The following is a 21,096-nucleotide window of genomic DNA, read 5'->3' on the forward strand; positions in this document are numbered from 1 at the left end:
GCCTCTGCTCTGCTTAAAAAATTAATGCGGCTTCTTCAGTTGTACGATTCCCCTCACCAAATTCTATCATACAGGCTTGAATCAATATTTCCAACTCAGAAAGTGGCATTTCACTATCATACGCCGTAATATCCCACACAAGTTGCTTCACTTCTTTAATAGATGTATAGATTTCAAGTCGCCCATGTTGAAAAATCGTAATTCGTGGTTTTTTTACCTCTAACTCATAAACGACTCGCCAAGCTTGGAAATCACCACGATATGAAATCCCTTCCTTTGATAGCTCAATCGTCGGCTGCACATTTAAAAGCCTGAAAACAGGGCGCAAAGTTGCTGCCGCTAAAAAAATTAGGAGAATAAATTCTTCCGTTCCCGTTACCCCTTTCAAATGACTAAAACCTAAATATATAAAGACGCATAATGCCAACGTCATTAGCACATTTGAAAAAACAAGCCGCCGATTCACCATAAGCTTTACTGTTTCACCTGATTTTAATTTAGCTAAATTGTTCATATTTCTAATCCTTCCCTCGTCTCTCTCCCTCATTCTACACTAAATTGCAACAGATAAAAAGAGGGACCATTGACCTTTAATTCTCCCCAATGTTAAAATACTTGTAAACTGGAGGGATTTACATGGTAAGACAGCTTATTTTAACAGGCTTCATGGGAGCTGGGAAAACAACAACTGGTCAACTATTAGCAAACAAAATGGGACTTCCATTTATTGATATTGATAAAGAAATTGAAAAAGAGCAAGGTAAGGCGATTCGCGAAATTTTTGATACCGAGGGCGAAGCAGCATTCCGCAAAATGGAGCGAGCAAAACTAGCCAAATTACGCGATACATCTGCCGTGCTTTCAACAGGAGGAGGAATTATACTTGACGACACGAATCAAGCTTTTCTAATCCACCACCCCGCACCGGTTTTTTATTTAAAGACACACCCAAAAATCTTCTTACATCGCCTAAGAAACGACACAACAAGACCCCTCCTTCAGGCTAAAACGGGTGAGGAGATAACCGCCATTTTCGAAAGTCGCACACCACTATACGAGCAAACTGCCAATTATGTCATTATAACAGACAACAAAGATCCATACGAAATCGTAGATGAAATTTTAGCGCAACTGAAATAATCCCCTCACATTCTGAGGGGATTATTTCAGTCTTATTTTGCGTAAACGTTTAGGTTTTACTGGATGCAGCGCTTGCACCATAGTTCTGGTAAAATCGCCGTGTAATCTTTTGTGAAGGTCAATAAATCATAAAACATTTGGTCATAATAACCCGATTCAGCTACATCGATTTCTTTTAAAACATGTAAGGCATCAAGCGCCTTATCGCGCAAGGCAGGTAAAATATAGCCCGTAATTTTAATTTGACCTAGTGCGGCACTAATTGCTATTTTCATGGATAAAATGGTGTTCTCATCCTGGCTTTCGCGCATTTTTTGAAGCGTCACAGCATCATAGTCTTTTGGCTCCACAAATGAAATCCCTTTTTCTTCCGCGAAATGCTTTGGAAATGCGGATAAATTCAAACCTTCATCTGATTTATCTTTAAAATAAGACGTGAGGCGTTCTAAAACTTCTTGACTGATAGCGCTACTAAACGGCGCCTCTTTTTGCTCCAAATCATAATAAATATCCGTGCTAAAATGCTCCGTAAAGTGCGGATGGCTCGTTTCCTTTTGAATCCCGTTTTCATTATCAAAATACATCGTCATACTCAAAGTCAACTACTCCTTCCATGTGAAGTTATGTTCATAATGATTGTATCAAATTTTGAGGGGAAAAGCACGGGAGAATTTTGGCTCGTCACTGCCATTAATTTTTCATTGCATTTCCTTAGTTAACTCAAGCACATCAGCTCGTTTTTACAAAAATGCTTAATTATTCATTAAACAGATTAAAAATTGGTCACACATGTACGTAAATTAGAAATGGGCAGCTTCTCTTCTTGAACCATCACGAGTCAGGCTTACTTCTTTTATAATTCCAAAGATACGACACTTTCAATATGCGTCGTCATCGGGAACATGTCGACTGGTTGGACAGTCATGACTTTGTAGCCGCCCTCACTTAAGATTCGCAAGTCGCGCGCGAGGGTTGCTGGGTCGCAGGATACGTAGACGACTTTTTGGGGTTTCATTTTTAAGATAGTTGCAAGCAATTTTTCGTCGCAGCCTTTTCTTGGGGGATCGACGACTAGGACGTCTGCGCAAATTCCTTTTTTATACCAGTTAGGAATAACGTCTTCTGCTTTTCCAGTTTCAAATGTGACATTTTCAATTTGGTTTAGTTTTGCGTTAGCTCGTGCATCCTGAATCGCTTGGTTTACAATTTCAACGCCGTAAACATGTTTGGCTTTTTTGGCGAGGCAAAGCGAGATGGAACCGATGCCGCAATAAGCGTCAATGACCGTTTCATTTCCGGTTAGATTGGCTGCATCAAGCGCCTTTTGATAAAGGACTTCCGTTTGCTCTGGGTTAACTTGGTAGAAACTCCGTGCGGAAATGGCAAATTGAATCCCATGAATTGTATCTGTAATCGTACTCGGACCATAAAGCGTGACCGTTTTATCCCCCAAAATAACGTTCGTTTTATTCGCATTGACGTTTTGGACAATCGATGTGACACCTTGAACGCGTTTTTTTAGCTGTTCAAGGATAGCTTGTTTATTCGGGAAATCAAGCGTACGCGTGATTAAAACGAGCATGAGCTCACCTGTTGTTTTGCCCACACGCGTCATAATGTGGCGCAAATCGCCTTGATGGGTGACTTCATTGTATGGCTCCGTATAAAACTCCGCGAAAACAGTACGGGCCTCCTGAATAGCCGCATCGCTCTTTTCATTTTGGATGAGGCACGTATCCATATCAATAATGTCATGACTTCTCTTTTGATAAAAACCTGCACCAAGTTTTCCGTTCACATAACCAACAGGCACCTGTGACTTATTTCGGTAGCGAAACGGTTTTGCCATTCCAATTGTTGGCAGGACTTCGGTATCAAGTTTACCGACGCGCTTTAGAAGCTGTTCGACTTGCCTTCTTTTAAACAAAAGTTGCCCCTCATAAGAGAGGTGTTGCAACTGACAGCCGCCGCATTTGTGATACACGGGGCACGGCGGGGTGACGCGTTCTGGGCTTTCTTTTTCAAAGCTCTCGATTCTTCCAAAACCATACTTTTTGTTCACCTTGAGCACTTTCACACGGACTACTTCGCCTGGAAGGGCTGTTGGTACAAATAGCGGATAGCCGTCGATTTTGGCGATTCCACTTCCGTCATGTGTCAAATCTTCAATTGTTACAGAAAGTATTTGATTTTTCTTTAGCATTTCATTTGGCATCTGACTTTTCCCCCATTCAAAAAGCAGAGCGAGTGACTGCCCTGCTGTTATTTAATAATATATTCAATCCCAATTGGCACAGAAACATCTACTTGTTTCGTTTCTGAAAAAATGAGCCATGAACTTCGCGTGACATTAAAATCATAAAATAAAGTTTTCGGATAGGCTTTGACTGTTTTGGCCGTCGTTTGGAAAGTATCATCTAGTGCTAGGCTTTCTGGTGAGATGTTCATTTGGAGTGCTTCAACACTATTTTTGGCCACTTCATCCGAAAACGCCACAGGCACAATTGATTTAGTCGTCACTTGATTTTTTTGACGTGTTAAATTTATTTCTTCCTTATTCGTTTGGATTTCACGCGTACCACTTTCAATTTGATAATCAGAGAAGCCCGCGTATGCATGAACCATTGGATATTTAAATTTCGAATTATTGATATACTCCGCCACATTCGCAGCAGCAATGACTAACCGATATTCTTTCATCCCCTCATACATAGAATCTTCTTTGGAGAGTTCTGTTAAAAGTTCTTGGTTGGTCACATCAACAACTAAATTTCCGTTAGCTAATATATTAACATCCGTATCTTTTTCAGCCGGAATAAATGAAATGTCGTCTGTCAGCGGAATAGCTGTTTTCGTTGCAATCCACGAATGATTACTTGCAATAAGTTCTGATTTACTCACCTTAGGTGTAATTTCCTCGGCTTGAACTTGCCAGACTACGAAAAGTGCGATGGCAACTGAAAGAATGAATAGAAGACTTAGAAATAATGCTTTTTTAGGTCGGGCTACTTTTTTCAAGTTTGCTTCACCCACTTTCTATTTTTTGACTCTACCATTATACTGGCAAAACCAAAATAATACAATACCATGACAAAAAAGACATATTTTTGACTAATTTAAGCTACTATTTCTTATATTTTATAATATCCACTTTTTCTTCATTATGACGGTCTACAAAATAGAGCGGACGTTGTTTCGTCTCGTTGAAGATTCGCCCTAAATATTCGCCAATAATTCCGAGTGAGAGTAACTGGATGCCACCAAGGAATAAAATAACGACCATAAGTGATGGGTAGCCACTTACGCTTTCCCCAAAAAGAAGGGTTTTAATGAACGTCCAAATCATGAAAATAAAAGCAATGACTGAAAGCAACACGCCGCTAAGTGCTGAGAGTCTTAGAGGGGCGGTCGTAAAAGAAGTTATCCCTTCCATTGCTAAATTCATCAATTGAAAATAATTCCATTTTGTTTGACCAGCGCCGCGTTTATCACGGTCAAATAGAATTTCCTTTTTATGGAAACCAATCCAGCTAAACATGCCTTTTGTGTAACGCTGTGCTTCGCGAAACTCACGCAAAGCATTTACTGCCCGGCGATCAAGCAATCTGAAATCTCCTGTATCTTCTTGTATGGGTACTTTCGTGAGCTTTTTAAGCAACTTATAAAACTGTCTTGAAGTCAGCTTCTTCATAGCACTCTCACCGTCACGCGAGCGGCGTTTTGCATAGACGTCATCATACCCTTCTTCCCAGTATTGAATCATTTCTGGAATGAGTTCAGGTGGATCCTGCAAATCGGCATCCATAATAATTACAGCATCGCTATCCGCATAGTCAAGTCCAGCAATCATCGCAATTTCCTTACCAAAATTGCGACTTAAGTTAATATAGCTTACTCTTTTATCTTTGTCGCGAAGTTGTTTTAAAATTTCAAGTGTATGATCTTTACTTCCATCATTTACAAACAAAATTTCGAACTCATAGTTTTCGATTGCATTCAGTGTGAGTAAGACTTGATCATAAAACATGTTTAGAACCTGCTCCTCGTTATAAGCAGGAACTAGAATCGTTATTTTTTTCATTTTTGCTCTTTCTCCTATCATTTACCCTTTTTAAATTTGAGCATCCGCTTGTTTCTTGCTGTCTAAATCGGTTGCTGGAATAGCATGTATATCAGCAAAAAATTCAATATGCTGGTTTAAATTTTCAAATGTCATTGGAGTCTCTCCGCCAAGCTCTCCGTCAAGATTAATAAGCATTTTCTCTTCGGAGGTGACCACTACTTTTTTTGATTTCACATAGATGATATTCGGCTCCTTAATGTGGTCGCCGCGCAGCGCGAGTGTCACCAAGCGAATAAATTCGGCTAAGTTCACTTTTTTCAAGATGATGAGGGAAAACTTGCCGTCATCTAGTTTCGCGTCGGGGGCAATTTTTTCGAAGCCTCCGATAGAGTTCGTTAGGCCAAGTAAAAAGAACATTGCTTTTCCTTCAAAGACACCATCATCATATTCAACACGCACATTCGTTGCTTTTAAAGATGGGAGCATTTCAATGCCTTTCAAATAATAGGCGAGTTGTCCAAGCATCGTTTTAAGTTTGCTCGGCACATCATAGGTCAGCTCCGTAATTCTACCGCCCCCGCCAATATTGATGAAATACGTATCGTTTGCCTTCCCAATATCCATCGCCACACTATCGCCACGAGCAATGATTTCCGTTGCCTTCATAACGTCGCGCGGTACGTGTAGTGCCCTCGCAAAATCATTCGTTGTCCCAGTTGGAATTATGCCTACTTTTGGACGGTAAACTTGTTCAGCAATCCCATTTATAACTTCATTTATTGTCCCGTCACCACCTGCTGCGACGACTAAATCGTATTTTTCTTGCACAGCTTGCCTTGCCTCACGTTCGGCATCACCAGGCTCTGGTGTTGTCGCATGAGCTGACGTTACATAGCCGGCATTTTCTAACACCATGAGCACATCTGCTAAATTCTTTTTTATGATTTCTCGTCCTGAAGTTGGATTATAGATGACACGGGCGCGCTTCGCCATGGAATTCATCCTTTCTCACATAAAACTCATTACGTTTTATCGACAAATTTTCACTAACATTCTTATTATAGCAAAATGCAACTTTTTTTAAAATAAAAAGAAGGGACTTTTTGTTGCCCCTCCTTCTAGTTTGCTTAACGTTTATTCATTTCTTCGATGAGTAATTTATTTACCATTGGTGGATTAGCTTGCCCTTTTGTTTGTTTCATCACTTGACCAACTAGGAAGCCAACTGCTCGGTCCTTACCATTTTTGTAATCCTCAATAGATTGCGCGTTTTCATCTAGAATTCCAGAAATGATTGTACGCAGTTCACCTTCGTCGGAAATTTGAACGAGCCCTTTTGCTTTCACAACTTCTTCCGCGTCCCCACCATTTTCGGCTAACTCACGGAAAACTTTTTTAGCGATTTTAGAAGAAATTGTGCCTTTTTCGATGAGGTGAATCATTCCCGCTAAGTTTTGTGGCGTTAGCCCCGTTTCATGCAACTCTTTTTGTTCGGCATTCATATAAGCGGACACTTCGCCCATGAGCCAGTTGGATACTTGTTTTGCGCCTCCACCTTCTTTTAATGTTGCTTCAAAGAAATCAGACATTTCTTTTGTGAGCGTAAGCACCATTGCATCATATGCTGGAAGCCCAAGCTCACTTACATAGCGCGCTTGACGTTTGTCCGGGAGTTCAGGAATTTCAGCGCGAATGCGTTCCATCCAAGCATCATCGATATAAAGGTCTACTAAATCTGGTTCTGGGAAATAGCGATAATCATCCGATCCTTCTTTCACACGCATGAGGGACGTTTTACCTGTCGCTTCGTCAAAACGGCGTGTTTCTTGCTCAATGATACCACCTGCCATTAGTACTTCTGCTTGGCGTTTTTCCTCATATTCAATTCCTTTACGCACATTATTAAAGGAGTTTAAATTTTTAAGCTCTGTTTTAACCCCAAATTCTTCTTGTCCAACTGGGCGTATTGAAATATTTGCATCACATCGCATAGAGCCTTCTTCCATTTTCACATCGGAAACGCCAGTATATTGAATGATAGATTTTAATTTTTCAAGATACGCATACGCTTCATCTGCCGAACGAATATCTGGTTCCGATACAATTTCAATAAGCGGTGTTCCTTGACGATTAATGTCAACAAGTGAGTAGCCCTTATTGGTGTGCGTATTTTTCCCTGCATCTTCTTCTAAATGAAGACGCGTAATGCCGATTTTCTTTTTACGTCCGTCGACTTCAATTTCAATATGACCGTGTTCACCAATCGGTTTATCAAATTGAGAAATTTGGTATGCTTTTGGATTATCTGGATAAAAATAATTTTTACGATCAAATTTTGTATGTTTTGCAATCTCACAATTGATGGCCATAGCTGCTTTCATACCAAATTCAACTGCCCGTTTATTTAAAACAGGCAACACGCCTGGCATACCTAAATCAACCACCGTTGTATTTGTATTTGGTTCTGCACCAAAATGCGCCGGAGCAGAAGAGAAAATTTTTGATTCTGTTTTTAATTCAACATGGACTTCAAGCCCGATAATAGTTTCAAAATTCATGACTGCACCGCCTTTTTATAATGATGGTTTTCTTTTATGAAAATCTGTTGCTTGTTCAAACGCATGAGCAACTTGGTAAATTTGACCTTCTTTAAAGTGATTGCCAATAATTTGTAAGCCAACTGGTAATCCCTCACTTAACCCACAAGGCACCGAAATGGCAGGAAGCCCTGCTAAGTTAATCGGGATTGTTAATAAATCATTTTGGTACATTGTAATTGGATCATGAATCATGCCGTCAATATCAAAAGCAGTCGTCGGTGTACTTGGTCCAATAATAACATCATAATCTGCAAACACTTTTTCAAAATCTTGCTTAATTAACGTTCTCGCTTGTTGCGCTTTTTTATAGTAAGCATCGTAGTACCCAGAACTTAACGAATACGTTCCAAGCATGATACGGCGCTTCACTTCATCGCCAAAACCTTCCGAACGTGTTTTTTTGTAAAGTTCTTCAAGTGAATTTGCACCTTCCGTACGATAACCATAACGCACACCATCAAAACGAGCTAAATTAGAAGAAGCTTCACTAGATGCTAAAATATAATAACTCGCTACCCCGTACTCAGAATGCGGTAAGGAAACCTCATCCCAAGTCGCACCAAGTTTTTCGAGTGTTTTTAAAGCTTCCATAACAGCGGCTTTCACACCAGGCTCTACACCTTCGCCTAGGTACTCTTTTGGAACACCGATTTTAAGATTTTTTACATCACCCGTTAAATATTCTGAGAAGTTTTCGACAGGTGCATCAATTGAAGTCGAGTCATTTTCGTCTACGCCAGAAATTGCTTGTAGCAAGTAAGCATTGTCTGCTACCGTCCGAGTAATAGGACCGATTTGATCAAGCGATGAGGCAAAAGCAATGAGCCCAAACCGAGAGATGCGGCCATATGTAGGTTTCATTCCAACAACGCCACAAAAAGCGGCAGGCTGGCGGATCGAACCACCTGTATCTGAACCGAGGGCAAATAGCACTTCAGACGCGGCTACAGCAGCAGCACTACCACCTGATGATCCACCAGGTACTTTTGATAAGTCCCACGGGTTGTATGTTTTATGGAAATGAGATGTTTCAGTTGATGAACCCATCGCAAATTCATCCATATTTAATTTCCCAATATTAATCACTTGGGCTTGTTTTAGCTTTTGGACGACCGTCGCATCATAAATTGGGTCAAAGTTGTATAAAATCTTACTTGCAGCTGTTGTTCGCAAATTTTTCGTTACAATATTATCTTTAAGCCCGATTGGGAGTCCTGCAAGCATATTTTCTGGATTAATGCCAGAGTCACCTAGTTCTTCAGCGACATCGAGCGCTGTTTCTTTATTTAATGTTATAAATGATTGTACTTTATCTTCTACTGCATCAATGCGGTCAAAAGATTCCTTCACCAAATCAAATGGGGAAATTTCTTTTTTAACGAGCATATCATGCAAGTTCTTCACTGAGTGTTCAAATAATCCCAAAATTAATTCCCTCCTAAAAAGATTAGTCTTCTAAAATTGTTGGTACTTTAAACATGCCATCCTGCGTGTCAGGTGCATTGCGGAGTACTTTTTCACGTTTTAATCCAGGGTGAGAAACATCTTCTCGTAAGACATTTGAAACCTCAATTGCATGAGAAGTTGGCTCAACATTTGCTGTATTTAGCTGGTCCAGTTTTTCCACCATTTCAATAATATTACCTAATTGGCTCGCAAAAACATCGGCTTCCTCGCTTGAAACGTCAAGTTTAGCTAGATTAGCCACTTTTAAAACGGTCTCTTTTGATATGTTTGTCAAGATGCCATCCTCCTTTTCGTTTTTTCCACTAATGCTAAAATTATATCATAGAAGCGGCTATTGGGATATAAAAAATGCAAGGAAAACATGAAAAGTTCCTAGCGTAGGCTAGGAACTTAGCTTGTAGAAAAATTCCAAGTTCACACAAAACAAAAGTATGTCGCGGAAAATTAGACTGAAACTTTTCAATTAATTGTAAATATGTGCATTCGCTGCACTGTCGCTTGGTTTACGTGTGATTAATGCGGCAGGACCGTCCGATGTTGAAATGCTTACTTGGATGTTGGCTTCTTTTGGTAAATGTTTACCAATTAAATCAGTGACATATTGTGTGAAACCAATAATTTCTGCTTCTCCGTAAAATTGTAATGGAATATCCACATTTAAATCCGCCATTTGTCCATTTTCATAGCGTGCTCGACCTACAACACCAGTGAAATTGGGATAGTATTTTTCAATATCTGCTTGGAAGTTTAAGAAAGAATCGTTATCTGCTTTGTGATCAGACTGTGCATCTACACTTGGCAATACATAATTTTGTTCCTTAATTGTTTTAAAACCGCCAAGATCATTGTTGTTTGTGGTTGCATAAGCCATATAATTTCCTGGCGCGACAGCGTCACGTCGACCTTGTTTATAAATAGCAATCGTCACAGGCACATTTTCTAAGCCTTTCGTTTGGCGAATTCGCGTTAAAATAGTTTGAGCCATCGTTTTTCCTTCAGCTAATAATTTTTCATCACTAATCTCTTGTTCAAACGTATCACCGTATTGTTCTTTTTGATAATAGTCAACAGAATTCATGGCTAGTGCAATCGATACACCACCAAGCGCAACTGTATCATTATCCGTTTTCTTTAAATAATTTTGTTCTAAAATATGCGCTAAATAAATGGGGTTGCGGTTTTCACCAAAACCGTTATCTACTGGGTTCAAACCCTCTTTATTTTTATCGCTCTTTCGCCCAAGCCATGATGTTAATAATTCCTTATCTAAATATTGTCCTTCTTGGAAAAGGTAGTCATCTGGCGAATATTCATTTTGTGAAACGCGCATTAAACCAGATTCTAATTCATTAATATCATAGCGCGAATAAATATTTGATACGACTAAACCTCTTGATTTACTCGCTTTATAAGGCAGAACTGTCTTATAATAATTCTCAGAAATTTGATTTTTTGTCATAATCCCTGTTTCACTTTTCTTTTCCTCATCTTTTGTGACCACTTTCTCATCTGATGACAGTTTTGGTGCACAACCTGTGAGTACAAGTAGCGAAGCCAAAACGAGTATTAAATATTTTTTCATTATTTATAATTCACCCTCATCTGGTAAGTATTCCATAAGCTCTTCTTCCGACCAGACAGGTATGCCAAGTTCATTTGCCTTTAGAAGCTTAGAACCTGCATCGCTGCCCGCAACAACAACATCCGTCTTTTTGCTGACGCTAGTGGAAACATCGCCGCCAAGTTTTTCAATTAAGGCTTTCGCTTCGTTTCGCGTAAGCTGTTCCAATTTCCCAGTTAAAACTACCTTTTTTCCGGAGAAAACTAAGTCTTCCGCATCTTGATTTTCAATGCGTGGACCTGTATAGGCCATATTCACGCCAGCTGTTTTGAGTTCAGCGAGCAGTTCATGGACTTCTTCATTTTCGAAATAAGTGACGATGCTATCCGCCATTTTTTCGCCAATGTCGGCCGTATTTTGAAGGGTTTCCTTGTCTGCTACTCGCAAGGCGTCCATCGTGTCAAAGCGAAGTGCGAGTGTTCGCGCCGCCTTTTCACCTACATGACGAATGCCAAGACCAAACAACAATCTCTCAAGCGAATTTTGCTTGCTTTTTTCAATGCTCGAAAGCAAATTGGAAACAGATTTTTCTCCCATTCGTTCTAATTCTAACAGTTTTTCTTTTGAAAGGGAAAACAAATCTGCAACGTCAGCAATAAGTTCGTGTGAAAAGAGCTGAATAATCACTTTTTCGCCGAGTCCATCAATGTTCATTGCATTGCGCGAGACAAAATGAATGAGCCCTTCTTTAATTTGCGCCGGGCATTTTGGATTAATACAGCGCAGTGCGACCTCTTCTTCTAACCGAACAAGTTCGCTTCCGCAGTCAGGGCAAACTTTCGGCATTTGAAACGGTTGCTGCTTTCCTGTTCGTTTTTCTGGAATGCTACGAATGACTTCTGGGATGATGTCTCCAGCTTTTTTAATCACGACAGCATCACCAATGCGAATATCTTTTTCATGGATTAAGTCTTCATTATGAAGAGAGGCGCGTCCCACTGTTGTCCCCGCAACTTGAACAGGCTCTAAAATTGCAGTTGGCGTTACGACACCTGTCCGCCCAACGCTAAGTTCAATATCAAGTAATGTTGTTTCCACTTCTTCAGCCGGAAATTTATAAGCAATGGCCCATCGCGGCGTTTTAACTCGAGCGCCCAGTTCATTTTGCTGTGCCAAATCATTAACTTTGATGACAATTCCGTCAATGTCATAATCGAGTGATGTTCGTTTTTCTGTCCACTTATGAATATAAGCAAATACTTCATCCATTGTGCCACAAACTTCACGTTCCTTATTCGTTCTAAGACCAAGTTCACCAAGCATATCTAGGCCTTCGCTATGTTTAGTGACACCCATTTCACCAAAATCGGCTACTGCATATAGGAAGATATCCAAATTTCGTGAAGCTGCAATTTTTGTATCTAATTGTCTTAGTGAACCAGCCGCCGCATTACGCGGATTGGCAAATAAATCAAGCCCTTCCTGTTCACGTGTTTCATTTAAATTTTTAAATGATTTTTTAGGCATAAAGGCCTCGCCGCGGACTTCAATGGAAAAGTCACGTTTTAATTTCATCGGAATGGACCGAATCGTCCGCAAATTGGCGGTAATATCTTCCCCAATTGTGCCATCTCCACGTGTTGCACCTCGCTTGTAGCTCCCCGCTTCATATTCAAGCGATACGGCAAGGCCATCAATTTTAAGTTCGCACATATATTCGCGGTCATCGCCGACTTTTTCGCGCACACGGCGGTCAAAATCAAGCAAGTCCTGTTCGTTAAATGCATTGGCCAAGCTAAGCATTGGCGTTTTATGCGCCACTTTATTAAAGCCTTCTAAAACTTCACCGCCAATTCGCTGTGACGGTGAGTCACTTGTTATCCAATTAGGGTGCTTTTCTTCAAGAGCAATTAATTCATGGAGTAATTTATCATAGACAGCATCTTCTACTGTTGGCTTATCTAAGGCATAATACTCGTAACTATACTGATTTAGTTCAGCAATAATTTCGTCGTATCTTGTTCTTTCGTTCATGCTCATAACCTACCTTTACACTTTTTCAATTGGCGCGAATTCGGCCAGCAATCGTTTAATTCCAGTTGGGCTTGGAAAGGCAATATCAAGCTCCATATTGCTACCTTCACCTTTTACGCTTACAACGGTGCCAGTACCCCATTTTTTATGGGTCGCTTTATCACCAACGGACCACCCTACTTTTTCAGCTCCGCTCGTTTGGTAATTTGCCACTTGTTTCGTATTAATAGTGGAACGTTTAAATGGTACTTCTTTTAATTTATTTTCGTTCCCCGTTTCAAGCAAATCTTGGGGAATTTCACCAATAAAGCGAGATTCAACATTAGCTGCTGAACGCCCAAAAATCATACGGGAATATGCACTTGTTAAAAATAATTCTTCTTCAGCACGTGTAATGCCCACATAGGCTAAGCGTCGCTCTTCTTCCATTTCATCTTCTTCAAAAAGCGCACGCGAATGCGGGAAAATACCTTCTTCAAGACCGACAAGAAAGACAACTGGGAATTCAAGCCCTTTCGCCGAATGGAGCGTCATTAATGTCACCGCACCAGTTTGTTCCAAATCGTCTTCTAACTGATCCACATCGGCTACGAGCGCTAAATCCGTTAAGAATGCGAGAAGTGACTTATCTTCACTTTCTTTTTCGAAATTTTGCGTAACCGAAAGAAGCTCATCAATATTTTCAAGCCGAGTCTGTGCTTCAATCGTCCTTTCATTTTTCAACATATCACGATACCCTGTTTTATCCAAAACTTGCTCGACAAGCTCTGTTACAGAGAGAAATTCTTGCATTTGACTAAAGCCGCGAATTAAATCGTGGAATTCGACCAACTGTTTACTCGTTTTCGCGGGAATGCCGGCAAGTTCAATGCGGTTTAATACTTCAAAAAGCGTTAAATCATACGCGGCCGCAGTATTTGCCAATTTATCTAGCGAACCCGCTCCCACACCTCGTTTGGGCACGTTTATAATGCGCGCTAAACTAATATCATCTTCATTATTTGAAATTAGGCGTAAATACGCTAAAATATCTTTAATTTCTTTACGGTCATAGAATTTTGTACCACCGACCATCGTGTACGCCATATTCGATTTCATGAAAAATTCCTCCATGACACGCGACTGAGCATTTGTTCGGTAAAGAATTGCAAAATCAGACAACGGGCGATTTTTACTTACGACTTCTTCTTGAATTTTACTAACGACATAAGACGCTTCTTCTTTTTCCGTTAACGCTTTATGATAGAAAATTTTTGCACCTTCGCTGTTACTAGTCCATAAATTTTTCGGCTTGCGATTACGATTGTTTTCGATAACACGGTTTGCCGCTTCTAAAATTCGTTTTGTGGATCTGTAATTCTCTTCTAGCATAATCATTTTCGCGTTTGGATAATCCTTTTCAAATGACAAAATGTTGGAAATATCCGCACCGCGCCAGCCATAAATCGACTGATCCGAGTCCCCAACAACGCACAAATTGCGGAGCCGCGCTGCTAGAAGCTTAACGAGCAAATACTGCGCATGGTTTGTATCTTGATACTCATCCACATGAATGTACTGAAATTTCCGCTGATAATACTCTAAAACATCCGGTACACGTTCGAAAAGTTGAATCGTCACCATGATTAAATCATCGAAATCAAGCGCCTGATTTTTCTTCAATTTCTTCTCATACGCTTCGTAAACTTCGGCCACCATGTTGTCATAGTACCCGCTCGCCTCACGCTTATATTCCATAGCGTCCATCAGTTCATTTTTAGCATTGCTAATCGACGCTAAAATTCCGCGTGGCTCATATTTTTTCGAATCGATATTTTTATCCTTTAAAATCCCTTTGATGACAGAAAGCTGGTCACTACTATCTAAAATTGTGAAGTTACGCTCATAGCCAATTCGGTCAATGTCACGCCTTAAAATGCGCACACACATCGAGTGAAATGTGGAAATCCAAATTGATTCCGCAACACCGCCAAGTAGTCCCGTAATCCGCCCTTTCATTTCACGCGCCGCCTTATTAGTAAACGTAATAGCTAAAATATTATACGGATTTACCTCACGTTCTTTAATCAAGTACGCAATTCGGTGCGTCAAAACACGCGTCTTCCCGCTCCCTGCTCCCGCCATAATTAAAAGCGGCCCTTCCGTCGTTTCTACCGCTTGCTTTTGTTCCTTATTTAATCCTTTTACAAGTTCTTCACTATTTAATTGCATTTTTATCCACCACCACACAAACATTTGTTCTTATTTTATCATACCTTCTCCGCACTCGCTAGCACGACGCGAAATTTTTGCCGTTTTAAGTGCTGCTTCCAAATCTTCATAAATCAAATTACCAACAACGACCACATCCGCCGCGCTCGCCATTTCCTTCGCCTCTCTATACGAGCGAATTCCACCGCCATACCACAACTTCGTATTGCGAAGTACAGCTCGCACAGCTCGTAATAAAGACACATCACCCAACCGCCCACTATATTCAACATAAAAAACGGGGAGGTGAAAAAAATGTTCCGCCAGTTCAGCATACGCCGCCACATCTCTCGCTTCCAAATTGGTCATAGCTTCCGTTTTCACAGCCGCCTTTGCTTCCGCATTTAAAATTACATAACCGACTGGCGTCATTCGTTTAAACGGTACATGAGGTGCATATTTGCGCAGCATTTCAACATGTAAGCCATGCGACCAAGTTGTGTCCCGTGTATTTAAAACCATCGGAATTAAAAATTGGTCCGCAAGGGGTAAAATCATCTCTTTGGAACTTATTTCCAAAAAAAGCGGTAAATCTGTTTCCATGAAACGTTCATAGGTTTCTGTCACATTTTCGAGTGTCAAATTATCAGTCCCACCAATAATGAAGCCATCCGTTTCACTTTCTAAAAGTTTCTGACAAGCTTCAACAGACAATGATTTCGCTGGATCAATTTTAAATAAATGCCGCAAATTCATAAACTCCTTACTAAAATTCCAATTCTTATAGCTAGACTTATCTATTATAGCATTTGTTGCTTTTTCATTCACCTGTTCTAGCAAGAATTTAACTTTTTTTGAACTTTATCAAAAAACTATCCCTAAACCCTATTTTCACCTTCAGACTCTGCTTCTTCAAATTCAATGGCACAATACTAAAACCTCTAAAGGCCATGTATTGACATACACGGCCTTTAGAGGTTTACAATTTCTTATTTTAATTTACATGATACTAGTAGAAATTTGGGCTTATATCTCTATAGAACACGATAAACCTATTTTTTATCCTAGTGATTTCGTTTGTCGTTTTCATTTTTAACGAATACGAACTGGTACTTCTGCAACCTGTACACCTGCTCTATCATAAGCAATACTTGTTACTGTATCTGTAGTCGATAAAATATTAGGACGAGCATAGTAAGAATATGTTCCACCTTCTGGAACTGGAACCTTTTTCAATATTGTTCCATTAACTTTCAGTCCAACATATTTCACGTCTCCATCATACGTTCCTGTCACATATTTATCTTGATTTAAGACAAAGTCATTTGCAGTAATTGAGCTATTTCCAGGTGGGCTTAGAACAACATTCACTGTCTTTTGATCTACCACAGTTCCAGCAGAATTATATCCTTTTACCATAACTGTATCGCCCATTGCAACTTTATCTTTGGCGTAATATCTCCAATTCGTTGCATCCATTACAGATGTTCTTGAATATTCAGTGCCATTTACAACTAGGGAAACATATTTTACATTACCTGTAAACGTTCCTTCGACATAAGAGCTTGAAACTGCATAGTAATTTGGAAGAACCGTAATCGTACCAGTTAAACTCTCCGCTCCGTATAGCTCTACCTTCTTACGTGAAATTTCTGTATTGGATGAATTATAACCGATAACAAATACTTCATCTGTGTTCGCATTTGTAATATTTTTACGTGCATAATATCGGAATGTCCCATCTGTCCCAACTGGAACTTTGGAAAGAATGGTTCCATTTACAGAAAGCGCTACTTTTGCAACCGAACCCGTATAAGTTCCCTCTACATAGGCATCAGTCCCTACTACAAAACTGTCTGGAGAAACTGATCCAATTTTCAGTTGACCATCTTTTAAAGTGACACGTGCACGGTCTAACTCTATCCCCGCGGAATCAAGTCCCACTAAATAGACTGTTTGAGTCATACTTGTAATATCATGTTTAGCGTAATAACTGAAGCTTCCAGTAACAGGAACGGTTGATTTTCTAACACCATCAACTTCTAAATAAACTTTTGTCACATCACCCGTCACTTCTGCTTGAACACGGCTATCATAACCTACATAATAATCTTGTTTTACTTCTACCGTGCCACTTTTTGCAACTTGTGTGACAGTTGTAAGCGCACTAGAAGTCTTCCCATTAGCTGTTGCCGTTGCAGTTACCACAGTTCCCGATGCTTGTGCCGGAATTGTTACACTATAAAAACCATCAGATCCAACCGTACCGCTTGCAAGTTGATTATTATTTTGATCTTTTAGCACAATCGTCGCATTAGGTTCTGCTCTTCCTGTTGCTGTTCTAGATTCTGTATTTAAAGGATCTATCGTTGTTTGCGTAATATTTCCTTGGATAACCGTTGTATTAGCACTTGATGTTTTTCCTCGTGCTGTTGCGGTTGCAGTTACAACGGTTCCTGCACGTTGTTTTGGAATCGTCAAGCTATAACGACCATCTGACGCGACTACTCCCGTAGCAAGTATTGTTGAGCCTGCTTTAATCTCGATATTCGCATTAGGTTCTGCGCTTCCTTCTGCTTTTACAGAATCTGTGTCTAACGCATTAATCGTTGTTTGAGCAATGTTACCTTGGACAACCGTTGTATTAGCACTTGATGTTTTTCCTCGTGCCGTTGCGGTTGCAGTTACAACGGTTCCAGCATTTTGTTTTGGAATTGTCATGCTATAATGACCGTCTGATGCTACTACCCCTGTAGCAAGTATTGTTGAGCCTGCTTTAATCTCAATATTCGCATTAGGTTCTGCACTTCCTTCTACTTTCACAGAATCTGTGTCTAATTCATTAATTGTTGTTTGAACAAGGTCAGCATCTAAGTCAATCAAAGAAATATTCCCAACATTCACTGTCCCCTCCTCACCAATTGCATCATCAAAACCAAGAACTTTTAATTCGACCCTCATCGTTGTAGTTGAAGGAGCCGTAATCGTTGTCGTATAATTTTGAGCTGTAGGATTAGTAACTGGTAACCAACTACTACTCGACAGCTCTGTATTATTATCAGCAGTTCTTATTTGAACATGTTCTAAATTTGACCCTGAAACATACTTATAATCAGCAGATAAACGATACCTATGTCCTTCTATAACCTCAACATCTTGCCCTAAATAAAATATATATCCATTATTTACAGCTCTTTTGTGTGTGATATCAAGACTACCATCATTTTTTGGTGTCACATAATTCTGCGCATATTCACCAGAATTTTTATATACTCGGTAGTTTTCCATATAATAAGTTGGGCTAGTAGAACTAGTATTCTCTACTCCCCAACTTGTAATAATATTTCCATCACCGGAAAACCCAGGATTTTCCAGTAGATTTTCTGTATTAGCACCTAATAAAGAACTATTTTGTTCCGCTTGCTGTGAATTACCTTCAGTTGCATTAGCCACTACATCATTGAATGGATACGATACAGCAACAGTTGAGGCAAAAACGGTCGCAACAATAGAACTCACCATAATTTTTCTTAGTCCAGTTTTCTTAATCTTCAATTCTTAATCTCCTTTAAGCGTTTTAAATTTAACACATGATAAATGATTTTTATTCGGATTCCTTTAATCCATATTTTTTTCGGCTGATATCCTTATCTATATATCAATTTTTTAAACGCTGACCTCCTTTCCAAGTCCTTATTACCTTGAGCATTTTTTATGATAACATGTTGTACTTATCGAAAAAGGAGATAAAAATGGATATTTCAAGAAAAAATATATACATTTTATGACAATTTTTATTAGTTAAATGTATAGTCATTTAGCCCGTTACTCTTTAAACCTTAGAAAAACTAGCTTGCTCCTCTCTTCTAAAAAAAATGGATAAAAATACCCTATCTGAGTTAACTTCAACTTTTCATAATAAATTTAAGTCTTAAAATATTTTCCACTACTTAGAAAACTTCACTTTTTGTTGTTAATTAAAGAATATAACCTCTTGAATAGTCCAACAAGCATATATCACAAGCTGACTCTATTATTCTTGTCATCATTTTGATGCCCTTTTTTTAAAGCATGATTCATTGGTCTTACGCTAATTTTTCATCTCCAACTCAAAATGTTCTCTTATCTGTTCTTCGCTTTTTTTATTGTAGCTTTTCGTTTGACCTGCCTTTTTTAAGTAAATAACATTCGTTGAATTCTTAAAAAGTTCTTTTTTGTCGATTTTTCAATAGCAAATTTCATTTATTGTCATAAAAAATCCATTTTTTTAGAGTATAGCCTATGTTATAATTGAGCATGATTTTAGACGGGGCTATCTCTTTTTAGAGAAAATGAATAGAATATATCGTAGCACCTACCAATCATTAATTTAGTTAAATGAGGAGATTACTTTATGATATCTAAGCAGCAAACAACTCTTTTAAAAGGGATAGCCATTTTTATAGTGATTGTGTCACATATTTGCTATAAAAATTTTGATAATTATCATTATATCGGTCCCATATCGGTATGGATATTTTTGATTCTTTCAGGATACGGTTTAACTGCTTCTGCAGAGAAAAATGGAATTTCTAAATACTACCAGCGTTATATAAAAATCATTATTCCATACTGGGTTTTTAGCATTTTCAAACTTATTTTTGTAGGAATTATTTTCCAACAAACTTTTTCAATTAAACAATTATTTTCTATCATGTTCTTCTTTGATATTGGACGTGATTTAGATCCGACAATGTGGTTTGTTTTATTTATATTATTTTGGTACACGATTTTCTTACTCACACAGTTATTTGTAAAAAATCAAAAATGGCAATTAATCATCTTATTACTTGGCTCAGTCAGCATCGTATTTATCGATGAATATTGGTTATTCTATTCCATTGCCTTTCCTGTCGGGGTCTTCTTAAAAAGAGAAGAGCGGTGGCTTGTGCCGTTGAAAGATAAATTTCTTGCAAAAGTTACTGTAAAATGGGCAAGTTTGATTACATTAATTGTGATATGCGTATTTTTATATTTCACTTCCAATATTCCAGCGGCGTCATTCTTTTGCTTTGTCGGAGCACTTCTTGTCATTATGGTTATCCAAGCTTTTAACGTACAAAGTAAATTTTTAATGTTCTTGGGCGTTTGGTCCTTCTTCCTTTATCTGATTGAAGGGTTCCCAAGCTACACGTTCGATTTAGTCGGTTATTTTAACCCGCTAATTCTTGGCCTACTCGTCTATCTCATTTTTACTTTTGCAGTAGGGATTTTACTTGGTAAATTTAGTAATAACATTTTGAAATTTTTAAGTAGATATTAATAAAATCGCTCCTAATACGAGCGATTTTTTGTGTAAAAAAAGAACTTGCATGAGCAAGTTCCGAGCATTTCTAAAACTAAATAGCCATCAAAATAAGACTTAATACACAAATCCACATGCCAGAAAGCCCAATGGAGATTCCAATATAGTTTTTTATGCGCACGTTAAAAAGTGTTGTAAGGCTAAAACAAATAATAAATATCCAGTGCCATAATTTGCTAAAGTTAAGCCCAGCATTTTGAATAATCATATCGATTGAAATATACATAACCGCGAGAACCAAAATAGCGATAATTACAGTTTGGAACCCTTTCCTTTGCTTCTTCATTTACAGCCTGCTTACTCCTTTTCCATTCGGTCGAACACCACTTCATACATATCGTTCCCGTAATTTAACGAACGTTTTACTCGTGAAATTGTTGCTGTGCTTGCCCCTGTTTCTGCTTCAATAACATTGTATGTTTTCCCCTCAGAAAGCATTTTTGCAACTTGGAAACGTTGTGACATTGACTGAATTTCATTAACAGTGCAGACGTCATCAAAGAAAGCATAACATTCTTCAAGCGTCTCGAGTTTTAAAATACCATTAAAAAAAGCATCCAAACCTTCCCCACGAATCTTTTCTATTTGCATTTTAGATAACCTCCGTTCCTCTACTTGTACTTTCATATTTTAACGTACCAACGTATGAAAAAGCAAATACTTTATTTCTGTAAAAGGGAAAAGCGGATTGGCTAAA

The 21,096-nt window shown here is 38.9% G+C and carries 18 protein-coding genes; 2 read left to right on the forward strand and 16 right to left on the reverse strand.

Going from position 1 to position 21,096, the window contains the following annotated elements; translation table 11 throughout:
- Positions 1 to 13: 13 nt before the first annotated feature.
- Entirely contained in the window at positions 14 to 514 is a 501-nt protein-coding gene (locus R8923_RS13345) for a hypothetical protein (RefSeq protein ID WP_485873252.1), read from the reverse strand.
- A gap of 122 nt (positions 515 to 636) precedes the next feature.
- Between R8923_RS13345 and R8923_RS13350 the strand changes: the two genes are divergently transcribed.
- Positions 637 to 1,140 carry a shikimate kinase gene (locus R8923_RS13350; RefSeq protein ID WP_485873253.1) on the forward strand — a complete coding sequence of 168 codons (504 nt, stop codon included), beginning with the start codon at positions 637 to 639 and terminating at the stop codon, positions 1,138 to 1,140.
- A 56-nt stretch (positions 1,141 to 1,196) separates the two neighbouring features.
- On the opposite strand, the gene R8923_RS13355 is transcribed toward R8923_RS13350, so the two are convergent.
- The 13 genes from R8923_RS13355 to R8923_RS13415 all read right to left on the reverse strand — a co-directional run bounded on the left by R8923_RS13355 (position 1,197) and on the right by R8923_RS13415 (position 18,610).
- A complete protein-coding gene (locus tag R8923_RS13355; protein ID WP_485873282.1) occupies positions 1,197 to 1,730 on the reverse strand; it encodes a molybdate metabolism regulator in 534 nt (177 codons plus the stop codon).
- A 263-nt stretch (positions 1,731 to 1,993) separates the two neighbouring features.
- The gene (gene rlmD, locus R8923_RS13360; protein ID WP_485873254.1) at positions 1,994 to 3,355 is read right to left on the reverse strand and encodes a 23S rRNA (uracil(1939)-C(5))-methyltransferase RlmD; all 1,362 of its coding nucleotides are present in this window, start codon (positions 3,353 to 3,355) and stop codon (positions 1,994 to 1,996) included.
- A gap of 47 nt (positions 3,356 to 3,402) precedes the next feature.
- Positions 3,403 to 4,158: a hypothetical protein gene (locus R8923_RS13365; RefSeq protein WP_485873255.1), complete on the reverse strand. Its 756-nt coding sequence runs from the start codon at positions 4,156 to 4,158 to the stop codon at positions 3,403 to 3,405.
- A 106-nt stretch (positions 4,159 to 4,264) separates the two neighbouring features.
- Entirely contained in the window at positions 4,265 to 5,221 is a 957-nt protein-coding gene (locus tag R8923_RS13370; protein WP_485873256.1) for a glycosyltransferase family 2 protein, read from the reverse strand.
- 30 nt (positions 5,222 to 5,251) lie between these two features.
- Positions 5,252 to 6,196 (reverse strand): diacylglycerol kinase, encoded by a 945-nt coding sequence (locus R8923_RS13375; RefSeq protein WP_485873257.1) that lies wholly within the window; start codon positions 6,194 to 6,196, stop codon positions 5,252 to 5,254.
- Positions 6,197 to 6,330: 134 nt separating this feature from the next.
- Complete coding sequence (gene gatB, locus R8923_RS13380) at positions 6,331 to 7,761, reverse strand: Asp-tRNA(Asn)/Glu-tRNA(Gln) amidotransferase subunit GatB (protein WP_485873258.1); 1,431 nt, start codon at positions 7,759 to 7,761, stop codon at positions 6,331 to 6,333.
- A 15-nt stretch (positions 7,762 to 7,776) separates the two neighbouring features.
- The gene (gene gatA / locus R8923_RS13385; protein WP_485873259.1) at positions 7,777 to 9,228 is read right to left on the reverse strand and encodes an Asp-tRNA(Asn)/Glu-tRNA(Gln) amidotransferase subunit GatA; all 1,452 of its coding nucleotides are present in this window, start codon (positions 9,226 to 9,228) and stop codon (positions 7,777 to 7,779) included.
- A gap of 22 nt (positions 9,229 to 9,250) precedes the next feature.
- A complete protein-coding gene (gene gatC, locus R8923_RS13390; protein WP_485873260.1) occupies positions 9,251 to 9,544 on the reverse strand; it encodes an Asp-tRNA(Asn)/Glu-tRNA(Gln) amidotransferase subunit GatC in 294 nt (97 codons plus the stop codon).
- A gap of 189 nt (positions 9,545 to 9,733) precedes the next feature.
- Positions 9,734 to 10,852, reverse strand: a complete 1,119-nt coding sequence (locus R8923_RS13395) for a CamS family sex pheromone protein (RefSeq protein WP_485873261.1) — start codon at positions 10,850 to 10,852, stop codon at positions 9,734 to 9,736.
- A 3-nt stretch (positions 10,853 to 10,855) separates the two neighbouring features.
- Positions 10,856 to 12,865: an NAD-dependent DNA ligase LigA gene (gene ligA, locus R8923_RS13400; RefSeq protein ID WP_485873262.1), complete on the reverse strand. Its 2,010-nt coding sequence runs from the start codon at positions 12,863 to 12,865 to the stop codon at positions 10,856 to 10,858.
- Positions 12,866 to 12,880: 15 nt separating this feature from the next.
- Positions 12,881 to 15,076, reverse strand: a complete 2,196-nt coding sequence (pcrA, locus tag R8923_RS13405) for a DNA helicase PcrA (RefSeq protein ID WP_485873263.1) — start codon at positions 15,074 to 15,076, stop codon at positions 12,881 to 12,883.
- 30 nt (positions 15,077 to 15,106) lie between these two features.
- A complete protein-coding gene (locus tag R8923_RS13410) occupies positions 15,107 to 15,805 on the reverse strand; it encodes a geranylgeranylglyceryl/heptaprenylglyceryl phosphate synthase (RefSeq protein WP_485873264.1) in 699 nt (232 codons plus the stop codon).
- 342 nt (positions 15,806 to 16,147) lie between these two features.
- Positions 16,148 to 18,610, reverse strand: coding sequence for an immunoglobulin-like domain-containing protein (locus R8923_RS13415; protein WP_485873265.1), 2,463 nt, complete (start codon positions 18,608 to 18,610; stop codon positions 16,148 to 16,150).
- Positions 18,611 to 19,448: 838 nt separating this feature from the next.
- Between R8923_RS13415 and R8923_RS13420 the strand changes: the two genes are divergently transcribed.
- Entirely contained in the window at positions 19,449 to 20,357 is a 909-nt protein-coding gene (locus R8923_RS13420; protein ID WP_485873266.1) for an acyltransferase family protein, read from the forward strand.
- A gap of 76 nt (positions 20,358 to 20,433) precedes the next feature.
- Here the strand turns inward: R8923_RS13420 and R8923_RS13425 are convergent, their stop codons facing one another.
- Both R8923_RS13425 and R8923_RS13430 read right to left on the reverse strand, forming a co-directional pair.
- On the reverse strand, positions 20,434 to 20,685 hold the full coding sequence (locus R8923_RS13425) for a hypothetical protein (protein WP_485873267.1): 252 nt from the start codon (positions 20,683 to 20,685) through the stop codon (positions 20,434 to 20,436).
- An 11-nt stretch (positions 20,686 to 20,696) separates the two neighbouring features.
- The gene (locus R8923_RS13430) at positions 20,697 to 20,990 is read right to left on the reverse strand and encodes a YerC/YecD family TrpR-related protein (protein WP_485873268.1); all 294 of its coding nucleotides are present in this window, start codon (positions 20,988 to 20,990) and stop codon (positions 20,697 to 20,699) included.
- Positions 20,991 to 21,096: the final 106 nt, after the last annotated feature.

The organism is Listeria tempestatis (assembly GCF_963575625.1).
Lineage (GTDB): Bacteria > Bacillota > Bacilli > Lactobacillales > Listeriaceae > Listeria > Listeria tempestatis.